The sequence below is a fragment of the Pseudomonas sp. LBUM1678 genome, assembly GCF_059695575.1.
Map to the genome: position 1 here is coordinate 510,314 of NZ_CP166775.1, position 26,833 is coordinate 537,146.

Annotated in this window: 24 protein-coding genes and 1 riboswitch; of the genes, 16 read left to right on the top strand and 8 right to left on the bottom strand. The window is 59.9% G+C overall.

What is annotated here, in order from left to right:
- Position 1 precedes the first annotated feature (1 nt).
- Genes ACA070_RS02310 through ACA070_RS02325 form a run of 4 tightly spaced genes read left to right on the top strand, consistent with a single transcriptional unit; the run spans position 2 to position 4,405 of the window.
- A complete protein-coding gene (locus ACA070_RS02310) occupies positions 2-1,435 on the top strand; it encodes a PIG-L deacetylase family protein (protein ID WP_497449878.1) in 1,434 nt (477 codons plus the stop codon).
- A 53-nt stretch (positions 1,436-1,488) separates the two neighbouring features.
- Positions 1,489-2,373, top strand: a complete 885-nt coding sequence (locus ACA070_RS02315) for a DUF6625 family protein (RefSeq protein WP_497449879.1) — start codon at positions 1,489-1,491, stop codon at positions 2,371-2,373.
- On the top strand, positions 2,370-3,524 hold the full coding sequence (locus ACA070_RS02320) for a glycosyltransferase family 4 protein (RefSeq protein ID WP_497449880.1): 1,155 nt from the start codon (positions 2,370-2,372) through the stop codon (positions 3,522-3,524). Before ACA070_RS02315 ends, ACA070_RS02320 begins: the two co-directional genes overlap by 4 nt.
- Positions 3,521-4,405 (top strand): glycosyltransferase, encoded by an 885-nt coding sequence (locus tag ACA070_RS02325; protein ID WP_497449881.1) that lies wholly within the window; start codon positions 3,521-3,523, stop codon positions 4,403-4,405. Before ACA070_RS02320 ends, ACA070_RS02325 begins: the two co-directional genes overlap by 4 nt.
- Positions 4,406-4,477: 72 nt before the next feature.
- On the opposite strand, the gene ACA070_RS02330 is transcribed toward ACA070_RS02325, so the two are convergent.
- Together ACA070_RS02330 and ACA070_RS02335 are read right to left on the bottom strand one after the other, a co-directional pair.
- Positions 4,478-5,695 (bottom strand): acyltransferase family protein, encoded by a 1,218-nt coding sequence (locus ACA070_RS02330; RefSeq protein ID WP_497449882.1) that lies wholly within the window; start codon positions 5,693-5,695, stop codon positions 4,478-4,480.
- The gene (locus tag ACA070_RS02335) at positions 5,695-7,437 is read right to left on the bottom strand and encodes an O-antigen ligase family protein (protein WP_497449883.1); all 1,743 of its coding nucleotides are present in this window, start codon (positions 7,435-7,437) and stop codon (positions 5,695-5,697) included. The genes ACA070_RS02330 and ACA070_RS02335 overlap by 1 nt, the downstream gene beginning before the upstream one ends.
- Between ACA070_RS02335 and ACA070_RS02340 the strand changes: the two genes are divergently transcribed.
- From ACA070_RS02340 to hldE, 5 genes are all read left to right on the top strand, one after another.
- The gene (locus ACA070_RS02340) at positions 7,432-7,680 is read left to right on the top strand and encodes a hypothetical protein (RefSeq protein ID WP_497449884.1); all 249 of its coding nucleotides are present in this window, start codon (positions 7,432-7,434) and stop codon (positions 7,678-7,680) included. The genes ACA070_RS02335 and ACA070_RS02340 overlap by 6 nt on opposite strands.
- A 33-nt stretch (positions 7,681-7,713) precedes the next feature.
- The gene (gene msbA / locus ACA070_RS02345; protein WP_497449885.1) at positions 7,714-9,516 is read left to right on the top strand and encodes a lipid A export permease/ATP-binding protein MsbA; all 1,803 of its coding nucleotides are present in this window, start codon (positions 7,714-7,716) and stop codon (positions 9,514-9,516) included.
- Between the two features lie 158 nt (positions 9,517-9,674).
- A complete protein-coding gene (locus ACA070_RS02350; protein WP_497449886.1) occupies positions 9,675-10,379 on the top strand; it encodes a sulfotransferase family 2 domain-containing protein in 705 nt (234 codons plus the stop codon).
- Positions 10,372-10,977 carry an adenylyl-sulfate kinase gene (gene cysC / locus ACA070_RS02355; protein ID WP_497449887.1) on the top strand — a complete coding sequence of 202 codons (606 nt, stop codon included), beginning with the start codon at positions 10,372-10,374 and terminating at the stop codon, positions 10,975-10,977. The genes ACA070_RS02350 and cysC overlap by 8 nt, the downstream gene beginning before the upstream one ends.
- Before the next feature lie 102 nt (positions 10,978-11,079).
- Entirely contained in the window at positions 11,080-12,504 is a 1,425-nt protein-coding gene (gene hldE, locus ACA070_RS02360) for a bifunctional D-glycero-beta-D-manno-heptose-7-phosphate kinase/D-glycero-beta-D-manno-heptose 1-phosphate adenylyltransferase HldE (protein WP_497449888.1), read from the top strand.
- A gap of 109 nt (positions 12,505-12,613) precedes the next feature.
- Here the strand turns inward: hldE and ACA070_RS02365 are convergent, their stop codons facing one another.
- From ACA070_RS02365 to ACA070_RS02380, 4 genes are all read right to left on the bottom strand, one after another.
- A complete protein-coding gene (locus tag ACA070_RS02365; RefSeq protein ID WP_497449889.1) occupies positions 12,614-13,582 on the bottom strand; it encodes a metal ABC transporter ATPase in 969 nt (322 codons plus the stop codon).
- 32 nt (positions 13,583-13,614) lie between these two features.
- Positions 13,615-14,427 carry an aldo/keto reductase gene (locus ACA070_RS02370; protein WP_497449890.1) on the bottom strand — a complete coding sequence of 271 codons (813 nt, stop codon included), beginning with the start codon at positions 14,425-14,427 and terminating at the stop codon, positions 13,615-13,617.
- Positions 14,424-15,599: an NAD(P)/FAD-dependent oxidoreductase gene (locus tag ACA070_RS02375; protein ID WP_497449891.1), complete on the bottom strand. Its 1,176-nt coding sequence runs from the start codon at positions 15,597-15,599 to the stop codon at positions 14,424-14,426. Before ACA070_RS02375 ends, ACA070_RS02370 begins: the two co-directional genes overlap by 4 nt.
- Before the next feature lie 242 nt (positions 15,600-15,841).
- The gene (locus ACA070_RS02380) at positions 15,842-16,174 is read right to left on the bottom strand and encodes a DMT family transporter (RefSeq protein ID WP_008027887.1); all 333 of its coding nucleotides are present in this window, start codon (positions 16,172-16,174) and stop codon (positions 15,842-15,844) included.
- Positions 16,175-16,279: 105 nt separating this feature from the next.
- Here ACA070_RS02380 and ACA070_RS02385 point away from each other — a divergent pair, with 105 nt between their 5' ends.
- Both ACA070_RS02385 and waaA read left to right on the top strand, forming a co-directional pair.
- On the top strand, positions 16,280-17,194 hold the full coding sequence (locus ACA070_RS02385) for a LysR family transcriptional regulator (RefSeq protein WP_497449892.1): 915 nt from the start codon (positions 16,280-16,282) through the stop codon (positions 17,192-17,194).
- Positions 17,187-18,461 (top strand): lipid IV(A) 3-deoxy-D-manno-octulosonic acid transferase, encoded by a 1,275-nt coding sequence (gene waaA / locus ACA070_RS02390; RefSeq protein WP_497449893.1) that lies wholly within the window; start codon positions 17,187-17,189, stop codon positions 18,459-18,461. Before ACA070_RS02385 ends, waaA begins: the two co-directional genes overlap by 8 nt.
- 140 nt (positions 18,462-18,601) lie before the next feature.
- Here the strand turns inward: waaA and ACA070_RS02395 are convergent, their stop codons facing one another.
- Positions 18,602-20,041 carry a TolC family outer membrane protein gene (locus tag ACA070_RS02395; RefSeq protein WP_497449894.1) on the bottom strand — a complete coding sequence of 480 codons (1,440 nt, stop codon included), beginning with the start codon at positions 20,039-20,041 and terminating at the stop codon, positions 18,602-18,604.
- Positions 20,042-20,232: 191 nt separating this feature from the next.
- A riboswitch (TPP riboswitch) is annotated at positions 20,233-20,338 on the top strand.
- Between the two features lie 168 nt (positions 20,339-20,506).
- On the opposite strand from ACA070_RS02395, the gene thiC reads away from it, so the two are divergent.
- Both thiC and cytX read left to right on the top strand, forming a co-directional pair.
- A complete protein-coding gene (thiC, locus tag ACA070_RS02400; RefSeq protein ID WP_416740561.1) occupies positions 20,507-22,396 on the top strand; it encodes a phosphomethylpyrimidine synthase ThiC in 1,890 nt (629 codons plus the stop codon).
- Positions 22,397-22,547: 151 nt separating this feature from the next.
- Entirely contained in the window at positions 22,548-23,840 is a 1,293-nt protein-coding gene (gene cytX, locus ACA070_RS02405) for a putative hydroxymethylpyrimidine transporter CytX (protein ID WP_497449895.1), read from the top strand.
- On the opposite strand, the gene ACA070_RS02410 is transcribed toward cytX, so the two are convergent.
- Positions 23,809-24,555: an RsiV family protein gene (locus ACA070_RS02410; protein WP_497449896.1), complete on the bottom strand. Its 747-nt coding sequence runs from the start codon at positions 24,553-24,555 to the stop codon at positions 23,809-23,811. The two genes, cytX and ACA070_RS02410, sit on opposite strands and share 32 nt — an antisense overlap.
- 228 nt (positions 24,556-24,783) lie before the next feature.
- On the opposite strand from ACA070_RS02410, the gene ACA070_RS02415 reads away from it, so the two are divergent.
- From ACA070_RS02415 to cpdA, 3 genes are all read left to right on the top strand, one after another.
- Positions 24,784-25,401 (top strand): NUDIX domain-containing protein, encoded by a 618-nt coding sequence (locus tag ACA070_RS02415; RefSeq protein ID WP_131058782.1) that lies wholly within the window; start codon positions 24,784-24,786, stop codon positions 25,399-25,401.
- Entirely contained in the window at positions 25,392-25,844 is a 453-nt protein-coding gene (locus ACA070_RS02420) for a DUF1249 domain-containing protein (protein ID WP_131058783.1), read from the top strand. The genes ACA070_RS02415 and ACA070_RS02420 overlap by 10 nt, the downstream gene beginning before the upstream one ends.
- Before the next feature lie 98 nt (positions 25,845-25,942).
- The gene (gene cpdA / locus ACA070_RS02425; protein ID WP_497449897.1) at positions 25,943-26,758 is read left to right on the top strand and encodes a 3',5'-cyclic-AMP phosphodiesterase; all 816 of its coding nucleotides are present in this window, start codon (positions 25,943-25,945) and stop codon (positions 26,756-26,758) included.
- Positions 26,759-26,833: the final 75 nt, after the last annotated feature.

Below are 26,833 nucleotides of genomic sequence, written 5' to 3' on the forward strand. Positions count from 1 at the left end.
CATGAGCCGCAAACAGCAACTGCTCAAGCGCCATCGGCGCAACAAACGGATCGGCCTGTTGATCGCGCTGGTGCTGTTGATTGCCATCGGCGTGCTGGTGGCTTGGTGGTTGCCGCTGGTGCTCGCGGTGCTGGGCTGGATTGCCCACGAGGCTTGGTTCGCCGACCATTTGTTCTATTCACCGAAAGACGATTACCAATACAGTTTTCCGCCGTACACGCAAAAGCCCAAGGTTCACCTGGACGGGGAGCGTTTACGGCTGGACGAGGGTGTCATGCTGGTCGACGACGCCACGCTGGTATTGGCGCTGCGGATAAAAAGCACGTGGCTGGGACGCTTTATCGATCCGGTGGTCGAGTTGGCAGGTGGCGAGAATCCCGACCGACAAACGTTCGAGCGTGGCGTAAACGGCCTGCGTTATCTGAACCTCAGTGGTCAGTCGCAAGTGCTGTCGCGGGGTGAGTTACGGCTGCGCGGGCGTTTCTGCCGGCTGCTCGGCGAGCCCGTACTGTGGGCGTTCGAACAACCGGATTATCGGCGCCAGCGAGTGATGGTGATCGCGCCCCACGCTGACGACGCCGAACTGGCCGCCTATGGCTTGTACAGCCAGGCTGACGAAGCCTGGATAGTCACCCTGACTGCCGGCGAAATCGAAGCCGAACATTATCAGCAGATCGGCCTGAACAAGGTCGAGGCCGCCCGACTCAAGGGCCGCTTGCGCGCCTGGGACAGCATCGCTGTGCCGCGTTGGGCGGGTGTGCCTGAAGCGCATTGCGTGCAGTTGGGTTATTTTTGCCTGCAACTGGCGGCGATGCAGGCCGCGCCGTCCAAGCCGATGGGCTCGCGTGAAGCCGAGTTGAGTGACACCCGCGTCTATCGCCAGTTGAATCCCTTTACCTTGCCGGGCGACATCGACGGCGCGCCGACCTGGAACAACCTGCTGGCCGATGTGCGTGAGCTATTGTTGCGCGCGCGCCCTGAAGTGATCGTGCTGCCACACCCGACGCTCGATCCGCATCCCGATCATCTTTGCGCCCAGCAAGCGGTCCTCGAAGCCTTGAAAGGCCTTGAATGGCAGCCCACCACTTTGCTCGGATACGCCAATCATCTGCACGATAACGACCGCTGGCCGATGGGCGATGCGGGACATGGTATCGCGTTGCCGCCGGCCTTCGATCCGGCAACGCCGATGCAGCCTTGCTGTCTGCCACTGCCGCTGGACCTTCAGCGTGATAAAGCCATGGCGCTGGGCATGATGCATGACCTGCAACCGCCCATGCCGTTCAAGCGACGTTTGCGTCGGTTGATACAGCGTCTGTTGGCCGGAAGAGTGCCGCCCTTTTATGGTGAGAACGAATTTTTTCGCAAAGCGGTCAGGCGTCATGAATTGTTATGGCTTTTGAAGCATGCTGAAACATCTCAACAGCAGAAATGAAGCACTTCGCGGCCTAGCATGGCCGCGTCTTAAACAACTGCAGTGATTCTTCTGTGATCAACCCACGCCCGCGCATTGTTTTTCTGATCCCGTATTTCGGCCAATGGCCGTTCTGGATGCCGTTTTTTCTGGAGAGTTGTCGTCGCAATGCCGATATCGATTGGTTGCTGTTCAGCGACTGCGGCACGCCCGACAATCTGCCACCCAACGTCACTGTCGAGTGCATGACGTTCAGTGACTACTGCGGGATAGTGTCTCAGCGGCTGGATATCGACTTTGCGCCGGATGCGGCTTACAAGCTCTGCGACATCAAGCCGGCGCTGGGGCATATTCATGCCGACCGCCTGCAAGGCTATGATTTCTGGGGGTTCGGCGATATTGATCTGGTGTATGGTGACCTGCGAAGTTACTTCACCCCTGATCGGCTGGCCGGTTATGACCTGTTCTCGACTCACGAGCGGCGGGTAGCAGGGCATCTTTGCCTGATGCGCAACAACGCCCGCAAGCGTGAATTGTTCATGCAGATGAAGGACTGGCGAAAGCGCTTTACGGATCAGGCGCACCACGCGCTGGACGAGGGCGCATTCAGTCGGATCTTCCTCTGGCGCAAGAATTTCCCCGAGCCTTTGTTCACCTTGGTGGGCAAGCTCAATCCGTGGCGTCGTCGCAGTGAATTCACCGAGGCGTTCAGCACGCCGGGTGGCTGCATCAAGTGGCACGACGGCACGGATGATTTTCCGCATCAATGGTATTGGCGCAATGGCTGTTTGAGTAATGATCGCGATGGCGATCGCCGGTTTCCGTATTTCCACTTCGTTTGCTGGAAACGCAACGAGTGGTCACGGTTGCCTCCACCCGATCCAGCCGAGGTCAGGCGTATTGCCGCCGAACCGGCCTGGGTCATCGATGCGACAGGTTTTCACCGAGGAGAGTTATGAGTCAACGGTCAAAGGTTCTGCAGTTGCAGCCTGACTACAACGTCAAAGCCCATGATTTTGCCGACCTCGCGGAGCAGATCGTCAAGGCGCTGCCGAGTGATCGCTATGAGGTCACTGCGGCATTCCTGCGTGGCAAGCCTGGGCCAGGCGAGGCTGTGAGCCGGGCCGACCGTTCGGTGTATTTCGAGTTTTCCGACAAGTCCCTCAAGGGCATGCGCCTGCGCGCGATGTGGCAGCTGTACAAGTTCTGCCGCGCGGAAAAGTTCGACGTGGTGATTTGTAACCGCTTCAAACCGGTGAACATGATGCTGACGCTCAACCGCTGGTTGAAGGTTCCGCTGTGCATCGGCATTTCCCACGGTTTTGGCGAGTACGACCGGTTTTACCGGCGTCGCCAGACCCAGCGCCTGATCGATCGTCACTGGCGCTTCGTCGGTGTGTCGCCTGCGGTCAAGCAGTACCTGCTGGACTGTGATTGCGGTTTTACCGACCAGAATACTTACGCCATTACCAACGCAATCGACATCAAGCAGGCCGAGGGATTGCAGCACAGCCGCGAGCGTGCCCGCGAATTGTTGGGCATCGATCCGTCGGTGCGCTTGATCGGTGCGCTGGGCCGCCTGGTGCCGGTCAAGGGCCACACTTATCTGTTGCAGGCGTTTGCCGCCCTCAAGGACAAGTACCCGAACACCCAGTTGGCGATCATTGGTGCCGGTCGCGAAGAGTCGCGCCTGAAAGCCGAAATCGAAAGCCTGGGTCTGAGCGGTCGTGCGCACCTGCTGGGCTTCAAGGAAATCGCCTTGCAGTACATTCGCGCGTTCGACGTCTGGACCATGCCGTCCCTGGCTGAGGGCCTGGGTCTGGCGCTGCTCGAAGGTATGAGCGGGCATCTGCCGGTGATCGCCTCCAACGTGCCGGCCATGCTGCCGCTGATTGAAGGCGCGGGTGGGCTGGCGATAACACCCAAGGACGTGCCGAGCCTGGTTGCGGCGCTGGATAACTATCTCGGGCTGTCGGATGACGAGCTCAAGGCCAAGGGCGAACAGTCCTACCGATATCTCCAGCAAGAACATGACATCGAGGTGTTCCGCCAGGAGTACCTGAACTTGATCGAATCCGGCCTGGATCAGGCCCGCAAGGAACAACCATGAGCGACGCGCAACCCCTCGTAACCGTCATCATCGCGTCGTATAACCACGCTCGCTACATCGAGGAAAGCATTCTCAGCGTCCTCAACCAGACCTATAAGAACATCGAGCTCCTGGTGGTCGACGACGGCTCCAAGGATGACAGCGTCGAGCGGATCAAGGTCTTGCAGGCGCAGCACGGTTTCGATTTTCGGGTTCAGCAGAATCAGGGGCTGACCAACACGCTCAATGGTGCTATCGCGCGCTCCAGCGGTAGCCTGATCGTGCCGTTCGGTTCCGATGACATCATGCTGCCGGAGCGTATCGCGACGCAGGTTGCCTACATGGACGGCAAGCCCGAGGTCGGTATCTGCGCCGGCAACATCGAGCTGATCGATGCCGACGGCAATCTGTACCCAGAGAAACGTCAGCGCCGAGATGTGCCGTTCCGTCGTCTTGATTTCGATGACATGTTTCTGGAACGCAAACCTTATCCCCCCGCGCCAACCCTGATGATTCGCCGGGAAGCGCTGGACAAGGTGGGGGGGTTCGATCCGAACATTCGACTGGAAGACTTGCTGATCGAGCTGAAGGTGACCCGTGCCGGTTACTTTATCGATGGCTTGAATGTGCTGATGGCGCGCTATCGCAAGCACGCCACCAACTCCTACAAGAACCACCGCTTTATGATCGACAACATCCTGCGCTCGTACGCGTTGTTCAGCGATCATCCGCTGTACGACGAGGTGCGTTACAAATTCCTCAGTTCGATGTTCCTCAAGACCGCCAACCGAGATCGCAAGCTGGCCCGCGAACTGCTGGCGCAGATCCCGTTCAAGGCCTGGAACAAGAAGACCTGGCGTGGTCTGGGGCGACTGTACTTCTCACCGCTGGAAAAAGACTAAGGCCTAACGCGATCGGTGTAGCAGCTGACGCAGGCTGCGCCAGTTGCTACATAGGGCGTTATCAGCTTCAGCTCAGCGAGCAATCTTCTCCGTCAGGCCCTTGTCGGCCTTTTTGCCCTGGCGCAGCCACTGCAAGACTTTGTGGCCGGCCGCCATGCCTGGCTTCTCGATGTACAAGAACGTCAAGCTGCTGAAGACGATCAGCAGGCAACTGCACACCGCCAGCAGCGACAGATAGGTCCAGGTGTCACGAGCGTCCAGGTGCAGCACCAGCGGCAGGCGTTGCACCATCACCCAAAGCACGAAGCCGTGCAGCAAATAGGTGCTGTAGCTGATTTCTCCGAGCCAGCGGATGCTGCGCGGCTTGAGAGCGCCGAACAGGGTGTTTCCTGAGGCCACGATCACAAAAAACAAGGAAAGCAGCAGCAGCGGCAGCAGGTTGAATGCGCGGTTGAATGCCGTAAAGGCAACCGCCAGCGCCAGCAACGCGATAATCCCCGCCAGTCGCGTCTGTCCCCAGGCCACCAAGTGCGGTCGGCGTATCCAGTACGCCGCACCAATGCCGCCCAGGAAACTCGCCAGAAAGTGCTTCTTCAGTGAGTGCTCCCAACCGACCAACTGGTACAGAGCGTAAATGCCGATCAGGCACAGCACTACTTGCAGCCAGCTGCCACGATAAATGAAGACCATGCCGGCCAATGGCAATGCCAGGTAGAAAAACACCTCGTAGCCCAGAGTCCAGGTGACGTTGGAGATCAGCATGCCGGTCTGGTGGTACTGGTTGACGTCCGGTCTATCGAAGGTCAGCCATGCCAGAATCTGCCCAGCCAGTCGGATGCCGGGCTCCTTGAGTTCCCAGTCCTGCAGATAGAACACCGTGACAAATACAGTCAACATCAGCGGCAAGTACAACGGGTAGAGGCGAAACACCCGAGAGACTGCGAAGGCCAGCCAGTCGTGTTGACGTCCCTGTGTGAGCAACCGGTTCCAGAACAGAAAACCGGTGATCATGAAAAACAGCGCGACGCTGCCTTGGCCAAGCTGTGAATAGAAGTTGCTCGGCGGAAATTCGATAACGCCGGTACGCAGGAAGATCCAGGTAATGATCGAATGGTGCACGAACACACCGAATGCCAGATAGCCGCGTAGCCCATCAATGCTGGCATAGCGGCTTTCGCCGGAATGTTCCAGGTGGCGGGCGATTTTCGGAACGGCGCGCAACAACAGGGCGGCGGTCACGATGGCCAGCAGATAGGCTGCCAGCGCAATAAGTGGGTTGGTTTCAGTCATCAATGAGCCCGGGCCGGGGAACTTCCGGCCAGCACTTGCCTGTGCAGATTATCGACAGCAGCTTTCGACGCTGTGGTGGCGTATCCCTGGAGCAGTGCCTCGAAGTGATCTTCGAACAGCCAGCGCCGATCTACCGTGTAGCGCTGCATATGGCGCAGATTACGCTGACGCAGGGACAGGCTCAGCGAAGACGGATAGATGCGCATGTCAGCCACATCGATCAGGCCGAACTCGCCATCTTCCAGCACCAGCACATTGCCCAGATGCAGCGAGCGGAAATAGACGCCTTGCTCATGCAGTTGCGCCATGAACTTGCCGAACCGTTCCACCAGTGCTTGACGCACTGCCGGAGCCGTAATGCCTTGCAGCACCTGGCGCAAGGTGTTGCCCGGCAGTGGCGAGTAGTGCACGGCGCTGCTGCCATCGTCGAGCCGGTACAGGTTCAGTATTTGCGGGGTGGGAATCCCCACGTTGCGCAATTGCTCGCTGTTGACGGCAAAGCGTTCGGAATAGGGGTTGAAACTGCCCGAGGTGTACCAGCGACGGCGGCGAAACAATTTGAGAAAGCTGCCATCGACCAGACGCAGGACTTTCGGCCCCAGGCCATCTTCTTCAATAATTTGCGCGTCGGTGATCAACTGCTGTTGAGCGGTCGGCGCCAGCGTCTTCACAGGTATCGCCAGCAGGCGTCTGGCGCGCTGATTGATGCTCAGCGCCGCGATCAGCGCCAACGGAATCCACAGCAGGAACCAGTGCTCCTTGGGTCGTGAAATAATGCCGCCACCTTCGGTCAGGCCCGCGCCGATACCGAATATCAACCACGTCGAGGCAATGACGAACAACGGTTGCAGGCGATTGCGCCAGCTGATGAGCAAGCCCCAGGCCTGAAAGAACAACCACGGGAGAAGGCCGAGAATGCCGACGTAATAGAGCACGCCCAAGGCAAAGCTATGGGGTTCCTGAAAGTTCGTACCAACGCCGGGGTCGATGGCCAGATCAGCGTTATAGCCATGACCGATCCACGGGTGGTCAGCAATTTTTTTCAGGGCCAACTGCCAGATTTCAAGGCGATAGGAGTCGCCGCGTTCGATGATCATCTGCGAGAACACCATGGTCACCGTTGCCCCGCTGACGAGCAGCGCACCGAGCAAGACCATAGACCTGCGACCCCAGCAAATGAAGCTCAGCCACAGAGCAGCCAGGGTCAGTGCAACCAGTGGGGTTCTGGACCCCGTTGCAATCACCGCGGCGAACATGATGGCCATCGCCGGGATGCTCAGCCAGAGCACCTTCTGGCGCTTGCAGGTCATGCTCAGGCTCAGCCAGTACGCGCAAAAAAAACCGAATATATGGGAGCTGAGCAAAGGATTGTCGAACGCGCCGCCACCGATCAGGCGCATCCCAGGCTCGTAGACTTGAGCAAATCTGAACAAGTAGTAGGCCGTACCGATCAGGCCCACCATCGCGGCGGTAAACAACAAGGGCTGGAGGATTTCGCTGCGATAACGCACAAGCAAGTAGCAGCCACCAAACAACAGCAGGGTATGCAGCGGTGCCTTGAGCTGTGCGGCAATGCTTTCGCTGCCGGGACCCCAGATCAGACTCATCATGGCCCAGGCCGCGAACAGCAGCACTGCGGCAAAGATCGGTTCACGCAGCAACTCTTTGAGTTCACGAGGCCGCAGGCAAATGGCAATGAACGACGGAATGCTGAACAGTCCATAAAAAAGCTTGTGATGCAAACTTCGGCCCGGCAGAAAAAACAGCGCGCAAAGGAGCAGGAAATAGCCGACTGGAAGAATCCAGAGGCAGATAAAATCGAAGACTCGATTGGACACGCTATTGAAACCGCTGAGTTGCATACTGAGAGATTCAATCCTGAAGTTGATCGGCCATTTCGGGGTGATGGCTATTTGATGCTGAATTTGATGCCTAACAATAACAGCCTTTATGCGATTGCCAGAACCCTGAGGAAGCTGTGCTAAAGTCGGCGTCCTTTTTATCGATATTCGCGTGATATGACCGACTCCAGTCTCTCCGCAAGCCCTTCGAGCTTGAAAATCTACTTCCGCCTGCTCGGCTATGTCCGGCCGTACATCAGTCTGTTTCTGATCAGCATCGTCGGTTTCCTGATTTTCGCTTCGACGCAGCCAATGCTCGGCTACATCCTCAAGTACTTCGTAGACGGCTTGTCCAACCCGGAGGCGGTGCTGTTTCCAACCGTGCCTTACCTGCGCGACCTGCAACTGCTGCAGGCGGTGCCGTTGCTGATCATCCTGATCGCCGCATGGCAGGGGCTGGGATCTTATCTGGGCAACTACTTTCTGGCCAAGGTTTCCCTCGGGCTGGTCCATGACTTGCGTGTGCAGTTGTTTAATAACCTGCTGGTTTTGCCCAATCGGTATTTCGACAAGCATAACTCGGGTCATCTGATTTCGCGTATCACCTTCAACGTGACGATGGTCACGGGGGCGGCCACGGATGCGATCAAGGTCGTAATCCGTGAAGGCATGACGGTGATCTTCCTGTTCGCCTCGCTGCTGTTCATGAACTGGAAGCTGACCCTGGTCATGGTCGCGATCCTGCCGCTGATTGCGGTAATGGTCAGTACCGCGAGCAAGAAATTCCGCAAGCAGAGCAAGAAGATTCAGGCCGCCATGGGCGACGTGACTCACGTGTCCTCGGAAACGATCCAGGGCTATCGCGTGGTGCGCAGCTTCGGCGGCGAAATCTACGAGCAGAAACGATTCCTGGCGGCCAGCCAAGGCAATACCGACAAGCAACTGCGCATGACCCGTACCGGCGCCATCTACACGCCGTTGCTGCAACTGGTGATCTACAGCGCCATGGCGGTGCTGATGTTCCTGGTGCTGTACCTGCGCGGCGATGCGTCCGCCGGTGACATGGTCGCGTATATCACCCTGGCCGGCCTGCTGCCCAAGCCGATCCGCCAATTGTCCGAAGTCAGCTCGACCATCCAGAAAGGCGTGGCCGGTGCCGAGAGCATCTTCGAGCAACTGGATGTCGCGCCTGAAATCGATACCGGCACCGTCGAGCGTGACGCCGTCAGCGGTCGTCTGGACGTGCGCCACCTGAGCTTCACCTACCCCGATACCGATCGCCAGGTACTGGATGACATCAGTTTCTCGGTCGAGCCGGGGCAAATGGTCGCGCTGGTCGGGCGTTCGGGCAGCGGCAAGTCGACGCTGGCCAACCTGATTCCACGCTTCTATCACCACGACAAGGGCGAGATCCTGATCGATGGCGTTGAAGTGGAACAGTACAAACTGCTGAACCTGCGCAAGCACATCGCCCAGGTGACCCAGCACGTGACCCTGTTCAGCGACACCGTGGCCAACAACATTGCTTATGGCGATCTGGCCGGCGCGCCCCGTGAAGACATCGAAAAAGCGGCGAGAGACGCCTATGCGATGGACTTCATCGCGCAGTTGCCCGAAGGCCTGGACACCCAGGTCGGCGAGAACGGCGTGTTGCTGTCTGGCGGTCAGCGCCAGCGCCTGGCGATTGCCCGTGCGCTATTGAAGAACGCTCCGTTGCTGATTCTCGACGAAGCCACTTCGGCCCTCGATACCGAGTCCGAGCGGCATATTCAGGCGGCACTGGACCAGGTCATGAAAGGCCGGACCACCCTGGTGATCGCTCACCGGTTGTCGACCATCGAGAAGGCGGATCTGATTCTGGTCATGGATCAGGGCCGGATCGTCGAGCGCGGCACCCACGCCGAACTCCTGGCGCACAACGGTTACTACTCCCGACTGAACGCCATGGGCCTTGACGCCCCGGCGGAAGACATTGCCTGACCCTTGTTCACCGGGCGTGCAATGCGCCCGGTGATTTGTATCCAGACCTTTACCTTTCTTGACCAAACCTGAATAAAACTCCGCACCGCGCTTGTTAAGGTTCCTGAACGAACTTTGACTTCAATCGAGAGGGTCATCCCTTTCGCGCGGGTGCTGCCATGTTGCAACGTTATCTCTGGAAACTCCTGCCCAAACCGCAACGGGCCTTCCTGTTGGGGCGCCTGTCGGTGGTAGACCGCCAGGTGGTGAACAAGTCGATGTCGGCCAACCTGCGTTTTCCCCAGGCGTTCGAGCAGCATTCCTGTCTGTTCATCCACGTCCCCAAGTGCGCCGGGAGCAGCGTATGTGCGGCGATGTTCGATCACTGGAGCCCGGGACACTTGCCGTTGTACTGGTACGAGCAGCAGTTTCCCGAGCAGTTTGTCGCCAGTTTCAAATTCGCGTTCGTTCGCGATCCTTTGGAAAGGGCCTACTCGGCCTACGCGTTTTTGCGGGGCAACGCGTTGGGTCGGCGCGATCACGCGGCGCAGAAACTGGTCAGCCACTACCGTGACTTCGACGACTTTGTCGGTCGCTGGCTGCACCCGGAAACGATCCACCGGCAATTGCATTTCGCCGCGCAAACGGATTTTCTCACCGACTCCCTGGGGCGCCTGGCCCTGGATTTCATGGGTTACCACGAGCACCTGGAGCGGGACTTCCAGCTCATCTGCGAGCAGTTGGGTTACTCGGCGCTGCTGCCACACGTCAACAGCTCCCGGCAGCGGCTGCCGGTGCTGGCCCGCGACTTCTGCTCGGTGCGTACCCGTCGGCTGGTGCGACGGGTATATCAGCGTGATTACGAGATGCTCGGTTATGAATGAGGCGCTGTCGATGCCGGTTTGTGCGATCAGACCCTACAATTTGTCGCTGTCGAGTGAGGCCCGGGCCTCGATCAAATCCCAGCGACCGCGTTGCCTCTGGCTGACGGGGTTTTCGGGGGCGGGCAAGTCGACGCTGGCCAATGCCCTTGAACTGCTGCTCAATCAGCGCGGATTGCACACCTTTCTTCTTGATGGCGACAACCTGCGCGATGGGTTGTGCCGTGATCTGGGGATGGGCGCGCAGTGCCGCCGGGAAAACATCCGGCGCATGGCCGAGGTGGCGCGGCTGATGGTCGACGCTGGTCTGATTGTGATCGTTGCGGCGATCTCGCCATTTCGCGTCGAGCGTGAAACGGCGCGTCGGTTGTTCGCCGAAGGCGATTTCATTGAGGTGCATGTGAGTACGTCGTTCGCGGTGTGCGCGCAACGCGACCCAAAGGGTTTGTATCGGGCGGCACGGGAAGGGCGCATCAAGGACTTCACGGGCATCGACAGCCCTTACGAGGCGCCGCTGTCTGCGGAGTGCGAGATCGACACCGAGGAATCGGACCTGGCGGACGCTTGCCATCGACTATCGGCATTTCTGATCAATAAATGAACAGTTTTCCCCGTCAGATCATCCTGTTGCAGCCGTCGCGCAAGCCAGCGCCAACCCTGTGGTAATATCGCGCCCCTGTTCATTTTGTATGTGGGTTGCTCCATGAAGTTGTCCATGCCGCGATTCGATCAAGCCCCTGTCTTGGTGGTCGGCGATGTCATGCTCGACCGTTACTGGCATGGTGGTACCTCACGGATTTCCCCTGAGGCGCCGGTACCGGTAGTCAAGGTCGAGCAAATCGAGGACCGCCCGGGCGGTGCCGCCAACGTTGCGTTGAACATTGCCGCCCTTGGCGCACCGGCCTCGCTGGTCGGCGTGACCGGCGATGACGAAGCGGCCGACAGCCTGGCCAATAGCCTCAAGGGTGCTGGCGTGCGCGCGCTGTTCCAGCGCATTGCGCACCAACCAACCATCGTCAAGCTGCGGGTCATGAGCCGTCACCAGCAACTGCTGCGTATCGACTTCGAAGAGCCCTTCGCCACCGACGCCCTGGCGCTTGGCGAGCAAGTCAACGAGCTGCTCGAAGGCATCAAGGTGCTCGTGCTGTCCGACTACGGCAAAGGCGCACTGAAAAACCATCAGGTGCTGATCCAGGCCGCCCGTGCCCGTGGCATTCCGGTGCTGGCCGATCCCAAGGGCAAGGATTTTTCGATCTACCGTGGTGCGAGCCTGATCACGCCGAACCTCAGCGAATTCGAAACCATCGTCGGCGGTTGCGCCGATGAGCACGAGCTGGTGAGCAAGGGCGCGCAGTTGATGCACGACCTGGACCTCGGCGCGCTGCTGGTGACCCGTGGCGAACACGGCATGACCTTGCTGCGCCCGGATCACCCGGCGCTGCACTTGCCGGCCCGTGCGCGTGAAGTGTTCGACGTGACTGGTGCCGGTGACACGGTGATCTCCACGCTGGCGGCCGCAATTGCCGCGGGCGAAGAACTGCCACACGCGGTGGCCCTGGCCAACCTGGCGGCGGGCATCGTGGTCGGCAAACTCGGTACGGCGGCGATCAGCGCGCCGGAACTGCGTCGCGCCATCCAGCGTGAGGAAGGTTCCGAGCGCGGTGTGCTGGGCCTTGAGCAGTTATTGCTGGCGGTGGACGATGCGCGTGCGCATAAAGAGAAGATCGTTTTCACCAACGGCTGCTTCGACATCCTGCATGCCGGCCACGTGACCTACCTCGAGCAGGCTCGTGCCCAAGGTGATCGTCTGATCGTTGCGGTCAACGACGATGCCTCGGTCAGCCGCCTGAAAGGGCCGGGTCGGCCGATCAACAGCGTCGACCGTCGCATGGCTGTCTTGGCCGGTCTGGGCGCAGTGGATTGGGTCATCAGCTTCCCTGAAGGCACCCCGGAAAACCTGCTGCGCGAGGTCAAGCCGGATGTGTTGGTCAAGGGCGGGGATTACGGGATCGACCAGGTGGTCGGCGCGGACATCGTGACTGCTTACGGCGGGACCGTGAAAGTGCTGGGGCTGGTGGCAAACAGCTCGACTACCGCAATAGTCGAGAAGATCCGCAAGTCCGAGTGATGCCATAAAAGATCGCAACCTCGTTTCACTCGACAGCTCCTACAGGGAATCGAATTTCAATGTAGGAGCTGTCGAGTGAAACGAGGCTGCGATCTTTTGATCTTTGCTTTTAAGAGCTGACTTTCTTGCGCGGCACGATTTTCTTCAGCAATTGCTTCGCCTTCCCACGCAACCGCGCCAAACCTGAATCCTTACCCGGCGGGCTCAACCCCTGCTGTCGCACCCAATCCTTCCAGCGAATCCGCTCATCCTTCACCAGCCAACCTTCCTGCTGGGCAAAACTTTCTGCCAGGTACAACCCGCGCGTACTCGCCGGGTACAGCTGATCCTTTTTCAAGGTATACAGCTCGGCCATCGGCTGGCCGTCCTGCAGCGGCATCAAATACAAATCGGGGCGCTTGCGATCGAGCCGGGCCACCAGCTGATCACCTTCCAGTCGTTCGTCGACATGAAACAAACTCAGGGATTTGGCTTCCTTGGGCACGTCCAGGCGCAAGTCATAGATCAGTTGCAGCGACGCGGTCGGCAAATGCACGTAAGCCCACGGACGTTCGATCAACTGCATTTTGGCGCAACGCACCGGCCGCGCCGAGCCGGACAACGGTGTCAGGCGAAAGGGCAAAGCCTCGCGATAATGCAGCGCGGAGGAATAGGGCGCCGGCAGCCAGGTGTCATTGAAGCGACCACCGAGCCAGCCTTCCGGGGTTTCCAGCAGGCACTCTTCGGCAATCTCCTGGATCGCCGTGTGCAGCGGCAGGTTCAGCTCATGGGCCGGCACGTAGCCGGAGATCAACTTGAGTACCACATCGCCACGGTCTTGCCGGCGCTGACGCACCAATACCCAGTAATCGCGATTCTGCCAATGCAGGGTCAGGCGCACCGAGACCCCAAGATTGGCCAGTTCCAGAGCGAACCGCTCGGTGTCAGGCACCGTCACCGGACGGCGACGTTGCAGGGTCTGGGAGAAATTGAGCGGCATCCCGACGCTCTGATAGCTCAAGCCTTCGGGAGTCGCTTCGACGTATAACGGCAGGGTCTTGAAGTTGCTCGGGTTCTTTCTTATGAGCGTACGCGGCATGTCGGCTCCTGCTTAAGGCCGCGTGGGCGGCATCAGTTTCTACGTAGGACCTGGGCAACGGTCGCGACGTTGTGGGCGAGGTGCAGCGGATTGATGGTCCCGACAATAGCACTGGCAACACCCGGGTGCTCAAACAACAACTCAAAGCTGGCGCGCACCGGGTCCACGCCCGGACTCAGGCAGACGTGACCGCTGGCGAGGGCTTTTTTGACCAGAATGGCTTTACCGTGAGCAGCAGCATAGTCAATGACTGGCTTCTCGCTCTGTTCGTTCAGATTGTAGGTGACCATGGCGCAATCACCCTGTTCCAGAGCCTTCAAACCACCTTCGACGGTTTTGCCGGAAAAACCGAAGCCGCGAATCTTGCCTTCGGCCTTGAGCGCAGCGAGGGTCGCGTAGACTTCGCTGTCATTGAGGATTGCCAGGTCGTTGCCGTCGGAGTGCACCAGCACCAGGTCGATAAAATCCGTATCCAGGCGTTGCAGGCTGCGCTCCACTGACAGTCGTGTATGAGCGGCGCTGAAATCGTGGCTCGACTGGCCGTCGGCAAACTCTTCGCCGACCTTGCTGACGATCACCCACTCCTGACGCTGACCCCGCAGCAACGGCCCGAGGCGTTCTTCGCTGCGGCCATAGGCCGGGGCGGTGTCGATCAGGTTGATGCCCATGTTGCGCGCGAGGTTGAGCAACATGCGCGCTTCGTCATCGCCGGGAATCTGGAAACCGTTGGGGTATTTCACGCCTTGATCGCGGCCAAGCTTGACCGTGCCCAGGCCCAGCGGTGAAACCAGCAGGCCGGTGCTGCCCAAGGGGCGATGCAGATCGTGCAGGGTCGGTTGGCTCACGGCAGCAGTTGCTCCCAGGCTGGAATGCAAATCGGTGGTTTTGGCAGGTCGGGCAGCGGCGCCGGATGGCTTGGCTGAATGCCGTCGCGCTGCAAAGACGTCATGACCCGATCGGCGAAGTCCGGTGCCAGCGCCAGTTTGGTTGGCCAGCCGACCAGCAGTCGGCCTTCTTCGGCAAGGAACGCATTGTCAGGGCGGGTCAGTCCCGATTGCAGCGGTTCGGCGCGATCCACGCGCAAGGTGGCCCATTGCGCGGTGCTCAGGTCGATCCATGGCAGCAACTGCCCAAGCTCTTTCTGCGCGGTGGCGATTTGCTCGGCAGGTTCGCGGGCAACCCCTTCGGCTTCGGCGATGTCGCCGCCCATGTACCAGACCCATTGGCCATCGGCGGCCGGATGGGTGGTCACGGTGATGCGCGGCTTGGTGCCACCGCCGAGGCAGTGGGCGTACAGCGGTTTGAGGCTTGGGCCTTTGGCAATGATCATGTGCAACGGTCGGCGCTGCATGGCGGGCTGGCTCAGCCCCAGTGCTTCGAGCAGCGACGCGGTGCCGGCACCGGCGCTGAGCACGATGCGCTGGGCGCGGATCTCGCGCTCGTCGACTTTCAGGCCCACCAGCACGCCGCCTTCCAGCAATGGTTCGATCTTCTGGCCGGCGAGCAGGCCATCACCGGCCAGATCGGCCAGGCGCTGAATCAGGCTCGGCACGTCGATCACCAGTTCCGCCAATCGGTAAACCTTGCCCTTGAAGCGCTTGTCTTGCAGGGCCGGCGGCAGTTGGTCGCCCTTGACCTGATCGACACGGCCGCGCACCGCTTTGCTGGCGAAGAAACTGGTGAGGTTGCCGGCGAGGGTGCCGGGGGACCAAAGGTAATGGGCTTCGGACAGGAGGCGCACGCCGGACAAATCAAGCTCACCGTCGCCGGCCAAGGCTTCACGCCAGCGGCGCGGCATGTCGGCGATGGCTTCCGAGGCCCCGGTCAGGGCGCCGTGCAGCGCGTACTTGGCGCCGCCGTGGATGATGCCCTGGGATTTCACACTCTGCCCGCCGCCGAGGCTGGCGCTTTCCACCAGCACGGTCGAAAAACCCTGGCGGCGCAGGCGCGCATTCAGCCAGAGGCCGGCGACACCAGCGCCGACAATCAGAACGTCGGTGGAAATAACGGATGGCATGCAGCGACCTCAGTGTTCAAGACGAGGGCGCAGTATACAGACTCATAGATTGGAGGTTTTATTGCCTCTCAACAGAGGCTATACGCAGGACCCGTGGCGAGGGAGCTTGCTCCCGTTGGGTCGCGAAGCGGCCCCAAAATCTAAAGATGCGGTTATTCCGATAAACCGCATCAGGCTATTTACGACTGCTTCGCAGTCGAGCGGGAGCAAGCTCCCTCGCCACAGGGGATTGGGGGTGTCAGTCAGTGCCCCGCGGTTTTGGAGAAGAGCTGGATGACGACGACGCCCAGCACAATCAAAGCCATCCCCAACATCGCCGGCACATCCAGTTTCTGCCCATAGATAAACAGCGCCGCGACGCTGACCATCACGATCCCCATGCCGGCCCACACCGCATAAGCCACACCCACCGGAACGCTGCGCACCACCAGGGTCAGCATCCAGAAGGCAATGCCGTAACCCACAATCACCAGAATCAGCGGCAGCGGGGTGCTGAAGCCTTTGACGGCTTTCATCGAAACGGTCGCGATCACTTCGGCGCAGATGGCAATGGCCAGGTAGTAGTAAGCGGTCATAGGTGCATCCTCGTGTGAAGTGTTGCTGTCTGAGTTCGGCATTTTAGAGATTCGCCAGATGCGGTAAAGTCATTACCTATCTGTTCTGAAGATGGGTTGGCCAACATGCAATGGAATCTGGAGCAACTGCGCTTGTTTGTCAGCGTAGCGGAGCAGCGTTCGTTTTCCGCCGTGGCGCGGGGTCAGCGCAAGGCGCAGTCGGCGGTCAGCAGTTCGATTGCGCTGCTGGAAGAAGACCTTGGCGTCAGCCTGTTCGATCGCAGCAGCGGTCGTCAGCCGAAGCTCACCGAGGCCGGCAATGCCTTGCTGGAAGAGGCGCGGGAAGTCTTGCGTCAGTGCGAACGCCTGAACGGTCGGGCACTGGCGATGATGCGTGGCCAGGAGGCGCGTTTGCGCGTGGCTCAGGATGAGGCGATGCCCTATCAGCCGATCATCGAAAGCTTTGCAGCCCTGGCCGAAAAATTTCCCAGCGTTGAAGTGCAGCTGACCAGCGCTGCCCAAGGAGATGTGGCGCGCAAACTGGTGGAGCGTCGGGCCGATCTGGGGCTGCTGTTTTATCACGACCAGATACCCGAAGCGCTGGAGCGTCGGGTGCTGGGTAGCGTCGAAATGGTCACCGTGTGCGGCGTCGGTCATCCGCTGGCGAAACAGGCACAGGTTGATTGTCGGGAACTGGCGCAGCATCGTCAGTTGCTGATGTCGACCCAGTCCAGCGTCTACCCCGGCAGCGAGCCGGCCAGCCCGCAGGTCTGGCGTGCCGACAGTTTCTACGTGATGGCTGAATGGCTGGTGCGCGGCCTCGGCTGGGCCTGGCTGCCGCGACACGTGGTGCAATACCCGGCGTATCAGGATCTGATGGTCGAACTGGACAGCGAATGGACCCCGCCGGCGCTGGTCGTCGAACTGGTCTGGCGTCGCGACGAGCCCCTCGGCCCGGCGGCTCGCTGGCTGGCTGAACGTTTTGCCGTGCACTTGCAGGCGATCGGCGAAAAAACCGATAAACTCCGCCGCCATGAATAGAACTCTCTACACCGCGCTGTTTTACCTGGGGCTGCCATTGGTAGCGATTCGACTGTGGCTGCGTTCGCGCAAGGCGCCAGCGTATGCCAAGCGCATTGGAGAACGTTTTTCCTTTGGCTTGCCGGTGATGAAATCGGGCGGCATTTGGGTACACGCGGTATCCGTGGGTGAAAGCATTGCCGCGGCGCCAATGATTCGCGCCTTGCTGCAACGTTATCCACAGCTGCCGATTACCGTGACCTGCATGACCCCGACCGGTTCGGAACGCATCCACGCATTGTTTGCCAACGAGCCGCGCATCCAGCACTGCTATTTGCCTTACGACTTGCCGTGCGCTGCGGCGAGATTCCTTGATCGGGTCCAGCCGAAACTGGCGGTGATCATGGAGACCGAACTCTGGCCCAACCACATCCATCAATGCGCCAAGCGCGGGATTCCGGTGGCGTTGGCCAATGCGCGATTGTCCGAGCGTTCGGCCAAGGGTTATGGCCGCTTCAGAAAACTCACCCAGCCGATGCTCGCCGAGATGAGCCTGTTCGCGGTGCAGACCGAAGCCGAGGCTCAGCGCTTCCGTGACTTGGGTGCGCGTGCGGACACCGTCGAAGTGACCGGCTCAATCAAGTTTGATCTGACGATTGATCCGCAACTGCTGCTGCGTGCCACCGAATTGCGCGCGCAATGGCAGGCGCAGGAACGTCCGGTGTGGATAGCCGCCAGTACCCACGAAGGTGAAGACGAAGTGGTGCTGGCGGCCCATCGTCAGTTGCTCGCCAATCATCCCGATGCCTTGCTGATTCTGGTGCCGCGGCATCCGGAGCGTTTCAACTCGGTGTTCGAGTTGTGCCAGCAGCAGGGGTTCACCACGGTGCGTCGTTCTTCCGGCGAGCCAGTCACGACGGATACCTCGGTGTTGCTGGGCGACACCATGGGTGAGTTGCTGTTTCTCTACGCCCTGGCAGACAGCGCGTTTGTCGGCGGCAGCCTGGTGCCGAACGGCGGGCATAACCTGCTTGAACCGGCGGCGCTGGCCAAACCGGTGCTGAGCGGGCCGCACCTGTTTAACTTCCTCGAAATCGCCGCGCAATTGCGCAGCGCTGGTGCGTTGCAGGAAGTAGAAGATGCCGAGGGCCTGGCGCTGGCGATACAGCGACTGTTCGAATTGCCGCGCGATGCGCAACGAATGGCGGAAGCGGGATTGAAAGTGATGCGCACCAATCAGGGCGCGTTGCAGCGGCTGCTGGATGGGTTGGGGCGGTTGATTAACTGACTTGACACCTGTGGCGAGGGAGCTTGCTCCCGCTCGGCTGCGAAGCAGTCGTGAAACCTGCAATTGCGACGTGACTGGCAGAATGCCGGGGCTGCTTCGCAGCCCAGCGGGAGCAAGCTCCCTCGCCACAGGTTTACCTTTTACTGGGGAGGATTCGCCTTCAACTGCGCCGCCGCAGCCTTGGCCAGATCCGGCGGCAGGAAGTCCTTGTCCGGGTTGTAGTCGGCCTTGAGATAGCGCGCCAGGTCCTGCAAGTCCCCCGGGTTCAACGTGCCGGCGGCCTGCTTCAAGCGCAGGTTGTCGAGGATGTAGTCGTAGCGCGTGTTGTTGTAGTCGCGCACCGAGGTGTACAGCTGACGCTGCGCATCCAGCACGTCGACGATATTGCGCGTCCCCACCTGATAACCGATTTCGGTCGCTTCCACCGCGCTCTGGTTGGAGATGATCGACTGCTTGCGCGCCTGTACCTGCTCGACGTCGGTGTTCACCGCGCGGTGCAGGTTGCGCGTGCTCTCGACGATTTGCCGGCGCAGGGATTCACGTTGCTGCTCGGACTGGTCCAGTTGTGCATACGATTGGCGCACCTGGGAGTTGATCAGGCCGCCACTGTAGATCGGGATGTTCAGTTGCAGCCCAACCGACGTCTGCTCGACGTTGCCTTTGTACGGTTGGCCGAAAGCGTTCGGGTTGCTGAACCCCAGCGCATCGTTGTCACCTTTCTCATACTTCGCCACGGCATCGATGGTCGGCGCATGGCCGGCCTTGCGTTGCTTGAGGGTTTCTTCGGCGGCGCTGACGGCGTAGTTGCTGGCCAGCAGATTGAGGTTCTGTCTGGCGGCCGTATCGACCCAGGCCTTGGCGTCGTTCGGTGCGGGCGGCAGGATCGGCAAGGTATGGGAAATGCCCCAGATCGAATTGTACTGACGGTTGGTCAGGGTGATCAGGGCTTCGAACGCATCATCCACCTGGCGCTGCGCGACGATGCGATTGGCACGTGCGGTGTCGTAACTGGCTTGCGACTGCAGCACGTCGGTCTTGTCCGAAAGGCCGACGTCAAAGCGTTCGTTGGACTGATCGAGCTGGCGTTTGAACGCGGCTTCCTCAGCCTTGGTCGAGGCCAGATTGTCCTGGGTACGCAAGACGTTGAAGTAGCTGTCGGCCGTTTGCAGGATCAGGTTTTGCTCGGTCGCCGAGAGTTGCAGCGCGGCCTGCTCGTTGACGTCTTTGGCGGCCTGGAACTGGAACCAGCGATCGGCGCGGAACAAGGGTTGAGCCAACGTCGCTTGATACGAGTGAGCGTTACGGTTGGCGGTGGCCGATGGCTGATCGATTGCAGTGCGCACGTTGGCCAGTTCAGCGCCGCCCGAAAGATTGGGCAACAGCCCGGCGCGAGCCTGAGGTACCACCTCTTTCTGGGCACCATATTGAGCGCGGGCGGCAGCCAGGTCGGCGTTGTTGTCCACCGCTTCCTGGTAGACGCTGACCAGATCGGTTTTGGTCGATAAGGGCGCTTCTGCTGCCCATGCCATTCCATTGGACGCACAAGACACGGCAAGGGCCAGTGAGAGTTTGCGCAGCATGTGGCCATCCCTAAAAATTACGCTGATAATTTGAGCGCCAAGGCTACGGCGCGGCCCATACAGCGTCAAGGCGCAGCATGGCTCGGCGAGTGTAGTTGCGCCTGCGTGCGGCAACAATCCTGTAATTGCGCCATTCATCATGGTGTTTACCGCGGTGTTGGCGTTCTTTGCCAGTTGTGTCTAGACTGGCCGGGTTCTTGTCGGGGTGCCTTGCTATGAGGCTGAGATCGAATAATTTCGGATCCCGTTGAACCTGATCAGGTTAGCGCCTGCGTAGGGAACAAGATTTCTCGTCACCCGGCGAGTCCTCTTGTGCTTCGTCCGGGATGTTGTTCGACAATCGAACACCCCTCGAGCACTGAGCACAGCACCAACGGCTTCGTTACGGCTGATTGGTCGCGTCCATTCGTTACAGGTTCGCTCCGACAAAATTCCACTGCCTGGATGCTGTCTGGAGAGCCCGTGATGACGATAAAACTAAAAAACACTACGAACCTGAGTGACTCGGCCCAAGTCGATCAACAATCGGTTCAACCGTTTACCCGCTCGCAAAAAATCTATGTTCAGGGCTCCCGTCCGGACATCCTCGTGCCGATGCGCGAAATCAGCCTCGACGTAACCCCGACCGACTTCGGCGGCGAGATCAACGCGCCTGTCGTTGTGTACGACACCTCGGGCCCGTACACCGACCCCAACGTCATCATCGACGTGCGCAAAGGCCTGGCCGATGTGCGTTCGCCATGGATCGAATCCCGTGGCGACACCGAACGCCTGCCCGGCCTGAGCTCGAACTTCGGCCAGGAACGCCTCGCCGACGCCGAACTCACCAAGCTGCGTTTCGCCCATGTGAATAACCCGCGCCGCGCCAAGGCCGGGGCCAACGTCAGCCAGATGCACTACGCCCGCAAAGGCATCATTACCGCCGAGATGGAATACGTCGCCATCCGCGAAAACATGAAGCTCGAAGTGGCCCGCGCCGCCGGGCTGCTGGACCAGCAACACGCCGGTCACAGCTTCGGCGCCAGCGTGCCGAAAATCATCACTCCCGAATTCGTCCGTGACGAGATCGCCCGCGGTCGCGCAATCATTCCGGCGAACATCAACCACACCGAACTGGAACCGATGATCATCGGCCGTAACTTCCTGGTGAAGATCAACGGCAACATCGGCAACAGCGCACTGGGTTCGTCCATCGAAGAAGAAGTGGCGAAACTGACCTGGGGCATTCGCTGGGGTTCGGACACGGTCATGGACTTGTCCACCGGTAAGCACATTCACGAAACCCGCGAGTGGATCATCCGTAACTCGCCGGTGCCGATTGGTACGGTGCCGATCTACCAGGCCCTGGAGAAAGTCGGTGGCGCTGCCGAAGACCTGACCTGGGAGCTGTTCCGCGACACGCTGATCGAACAGGCCGAGCAGGGCGTCGACTACTTCACGATCCACGCCGGCGTATTGCTGCGCTACGTGCCGCTGACCGCCAAGCGCGTGACCGGCATCGTCTCCCGTGGCGGTTCGATCATGGCCAAGTGGTGCCTGGCGCATCACAAAGAGAACTTCCTCTACACCCATTTCGAAGACATCTGCGAAATCATGAAGGCCTACGACGTCAGCTTCTCGCTGGGCGATGGCCTGCGTCCGGGCTCGATTGCCGACGCCAACGACGCCGCACAATTCGGTGAGCTGGAAACCCTCGGCGAACTGACCAAAATCGCCTGGAAGCACGACGTGCAATGCATGATCGAAGGCCCTGGCCACGTGCCGATGCAGTTGATCAAAGAGAACATGGACAAGCAGCTGGAATGCTGCGACGAGGCGCCGTTCTACACCCTCGGCCCGCTGACCACGGACATCGCGCCGGGTTACGACCACATCACCTCCGGTATCGGTGCGGCGATGATCGGCTGGTTCGGTTGCGCCATGCTTTGCTACGTGACGCCGAAGGAGCACTTGGGCCTGCCGAACAAGGATGACGTGAAGACCGGGATCATCACCTACAAGATCGCCGCACACGCTGCCGATCTGGCCAAGGGGCATCCGGGTGCGCAGATTCGCGACAATGCCTTGAGCAAGGCGCGTTTTGAATTCCGTTGGGAAGACCAGTTCAACCTGGGCCTTGATCCGGACACCGCGCGTTCGTATCACGATGAAACCCTGCCGAAGGATTCGGCCAAGGTCGCGCACTTCTGCTCCATGTGCGGGCCAAAATTCTGCTCGATGAAAATCACCCAGGAAGTCCGCGAATACGCGGCCAACCAGCGGATCGAAACCGTCGACGCCGAAGTCGCCCAGGGATTGGCGGAACAGGCCGAGCGGTTCAAGCAGGAAGGCAGTCAGCTGTACAAGAAGGTTTGATCTGACCTGAAAGGGTGGGGCCTGCACAGGCCCCATCGCCAGCAGGCTGGCTCCCACATTGGATCTGTGGCGTTCACATGTCCCCTGTGGGAGCCAGCCTGCTGGCGATAGCGATCTACACAACAACAAATGTCCCTCTGAGATAACACCCTTGAGCATTCAACCCAGCACTTACTCCCCTGACATCGCGGTGCCAATCGACAAGCGTGTCTTCGGCGGTCGCGATCTGTTTTCCCTGTGGTTCTCACTCGGCATCGGCCTGATGGTGCTGCAGACCGGCGCACTGCTCGCGCCAGGCCTGGGCTTGTCCGGCTCGCTGCTGGCAATTTTCCTCGGCACGCTGGTCGGCGTTCTGCTGCTGGCCGCCGTCGGCGTGATCGGCAGTGACACGGGCCTGTCGTCGATGGCCGCGCTCAAACTCAGCCTCGGCAAACGCGGCGCGAGCCTGCCGGCCGTGCTGAACTTGCTGCAACTGATTGGCTGGGGTTCGTTCGAAATCATCGTCATGCGCGACGCGGCCAGCCTGCTCGGCGCCCGTGCGTTCAGCGAAGGCAGTCTGCTGTCGAACCCGCTGCTCTGGACCTTGTTCTTCGGTGGCTTGGCGACTTTGCTGGCGGTCAGCGGTCCGTTGACCTTCGTGCGGCAGATCCTGCGCAAATGGGGCATCTGGCTGCTGCTGGCCGCATGCATCTGGCTGACCTGGAACCTGTTCGCCAAAGCCGATCTGCCTGCATTGTGGGCGCAGGCCGGTGACGGCTCCATGCCGTTTGCCGTGGGCTTCGACATTGCCATCGCCATGCCGCTGTCGTGGCTGCCGCTGATTGCCGACTACTCACGCTTCGGCAAGCGTGCGAAAAACGTGTTCGGCGGCACGGCGATTGGTTTCTTTATCGGTAACTTCTGGCTGATGAGCCTTGGCGTGGCGTACACCCTGGCGTTTGCGCCGAGCGGTGAAGTGAATGCCTTGCTGTTGGCATTGGCGGGTGCCGGTCTGGGGATTCCGCTGTTGCTGATTCTGTTGGACGAGTCGGAAAACGCCTTCGCCGACATTCACTCGGCGGCGGTTTCCAGCGGGATTCTGTTGCGCCTGAAAGTCGAGCACCTGGCGCTGGCCATCGGCGTGGTCTGCACGCTGATCGCGTGCCTGGCGCCGTTGGCCCAGTATCAAAATTTTCTGCTGTTGATCGGCTCGGTGTTTGCGCCGCTGTTCGGCGTGGTGCTGGTGGATCACTTCATCCTGCGCAAACGCAGGAGCCAAGTGGCGTCAGCCGCGTTGCGCTGGCCGGCGTTGCTCGCCTGGTTGGGCGGGGTGAGCACTTATCACTTGCTGGCGAATCTGTATCCAGACATCGGCGCAACCCTGCCGTCGTTGATTCTGGCAGGGCTGCTTCAGCTGGTGCTGGGCCGGGCCTTCAGTTACGGCCGGGAAACAGCTCGGGCTTGAGAATGCCGTTCAGGCGTGGGTAAGGGATCTTCAGTTCGACATGGCCCAGCGCGTAAGGCGCGATGGTGCTGGTTTCGTACTTGAGGATCACCCCGCCGTAGGTCAGCGCCACGTTCTGGGTTTTCTGGAATTGCCACTGCTTCACGAACTCCGGTTCCTGATCGAGCTTGGTGCTGATCAGCCAGCTGTTGTGCGCCACTTGCGCGGCTTTCCAGAATGCCTCTTCCTGCCCCGGTACCAACATGTCGGACAAGGTCAGCACTTTATGCTGCTGGCGCGAATAGTTGATGAAACTGCGACCCGGCGTGCCATGCGCGCCGCCGGTGTCCAGGTAGCTGGAAAATTCGACGATCACCAAGCCGTCATGCTGCTCGCGTACTTTGGCTTGCAGGTAGCTGCTGTTGCGCGGGCCGGCGGTGCGCAAAAACTCATCGCGATAGGCCGCCAGCGTCGGTGCCGCAGGGGCATCAGGCGAGGTGCGGGTCATTTGCAGCAGGCGTTTTTCGATAATGCCGTCCAGCTGAGGCTCGTCCGGGAAGCGTAGCGTATCGATGTTCACCAGCGGGCATTCAGGTGTCGTGCAACCCGGTTTCAATGTTTCGGAGGCGTCGCGGGTGGTTTCCAGCGGCGCCCGGTAGTTGGGTTGGAACAAACTCTGGCAGGCGCCCAGGGTCAGGGCGATTGCGGCCACGGAGGCGATTTTAAAAAGTGACATGGGTGTCCTTCATAAAACTGGGAAAGGCAAAAAGTTATCCGCTTCGACTCTCAACAAAGCAGTCAGTTCGCCACTAAGCTAATTAGAGTTGGTTTCGCCCTCACCGTCTATCCCGCTGACGGGAAAGGGGCTGCATCAAACGGCGCGAGCGCGTTAGGATGGCGCGAAGTCGAGGTTGTACGTAACAAAAAGGAGCCTCGTAACGGATTTGCAGTAAAGAGGATAGTCATGACTGATTTTGCCAACGCCATTCCGACCGCCGTTGATATCGTTCGGCGCGAAAAGTGCTACGAGGGCTTCTACAAGCTCGATCGTGTGCACTTGCGCCACGAGTTGTTTGCCGGTGGCATGAGTCGCGAGATCAATCGTGAAGTGTTTGTTCGCCACGATGCGGTGTGCGTGCTGCCGTACGATCCGCAGCGCGATGAAGTGGTGCTGATCGAGCAGTTTCGCGTCGGCGCCATGGGCAAGACCGACAACCCGTGGCTGATAGAGTTGGTCGCCGGTCTGATCGACAAGGATGAAGTACCGGAAGAAGTTGCTCACCGCGAAGCGCAGGAGGAAGCTGGGCTTGTGTTCGGGGCGCTCTGGCCGATGACCAAATACTTTCCATCGCCGGGCGGCAGCAACGAATTTGTACATTTGTACCTGGGGCGTTGCGATAGCACCGGAGTCGGCGGCCTGCATGGGCTGGAGGAAGAAGCAGAAGATATCCGCGTCACGGTCTGGGCGTTCGAAGATGCCCTGCAGGCCGTACGCGACGGACGAATTGCCAACGCGGCCAGCATCATTGCCTTGCAATGGTTAGCTTTGAACCGCGCTGAAGTGAGGGGGCTATGGTCGTAAACAAGTTGCGCGATCGCTATCGGGTGGACCTCGTCGGGCTGCAAGCCGCTTGCGAGGCCAACTACGCGCGCCTGATGCGACTGCTGCCGGACATGCGCAACGAACCGGAGGCCCGGCGCATTGCCGTGACCCACGGTGACCAGATGCTCGGCGTGCTGGCCCTCGAGGTGCTGCAGGTCTGTCCGTACACCACGACCCTGCAAGTGCGCCAGGAACACAGCCTGCCGTGGCTGCCGGTGCCGCAACTGGAAGTGCAGGTCTATCACGATGCGTGCATGGCCGAAGTGGTCAGCGCCGAACATGCACGACGCTTTCGCGGCGTCTATCCTTACCCGAATGCCTCAATGCATCAGCCGGACGAAAAGGCCCAGTTGAATATGTTCCTGGGTGAGTGGCTGAGCCATTGTCTGGCGTGTGGGCATGAGTACGCCGTTGTGCGCTGAGTGTGAACTGCGTCAGGTTCACAGGTTTCCCCTTTTGATCGTCCCCCAGCATAATTGCGGCACTCATCCAATCCCGTGATTCAGCCTGGGAGAACGCCTTGCCGAGCGTATCCACATTGACCACCGCCGATTCGGCGTTGCTGGTGCAACTGTCCGACAGTCATCTGTTTGCCGAAGCGGACGGGACGTTGCTGGGCATGAATACCCGGGACAGCCTGCAGAAGGTCATTGAGCTGGTGCGCCTTCAGCAGCCGCAGATTGATCTGATTGTTGCCAGCGGTGATTTGTCTCAGGACGGGACGCTGGAGTCTTATCAGCAGTTTCGCGACCTGACCCGGCAGCTCGATGCGCCGGCGCGCTGGATTCCTGGCAATCATGATGAACCGCGAATCATGGCCGAGGCGGCTGTGCATAGCGCGTTGCTGGAGCCGGTGGTGGATGTCGGTAACTGGCGGGTCACTTTGCTGGATTCGGCGGTGCCGGGGTCGGTGCCGGGGTATTTGCAGGATGAGCAGTTGCAGTTGTTGGCTCGTTCGCTGAGTGAGGCGCCTGAGCGGCATCATTTGGTGTGTTTTCACCATCATCCGGTGTCGATTGGTTGTGCGTGGATGGAGCCGATCGGGTTGCGTAATCCTGAGGCGTTGTTTGCGGTGCTGGATCGCTTTGCGCAGGTGCGTGCGGTGTTGTGGGGGCATGTGCATCAGGAGGTTGATTGGGATCGCAATGGTGTGCGGTTGATTGCTTCGCCTTCGACTTGCATTCAGTTTGAGCCGGGGAGTGATGATTTCAAGGTTGGGGAGCAGGCGCCGGGGTATCGGTGGTTGCGGTTGTTGCCGGATGGGCAGATTGAAACTGGCGTTGAGCGGGTTGCCGGGTTTGATTTCCAGGTTGATTACGGGTCCAACGGTTACTGACGGTTGTGAACTTGGCGGCCTGTGGGCCGACCATGTTGTGGTTGATCGGGTACATATCCATTCCTGCGGTAACGG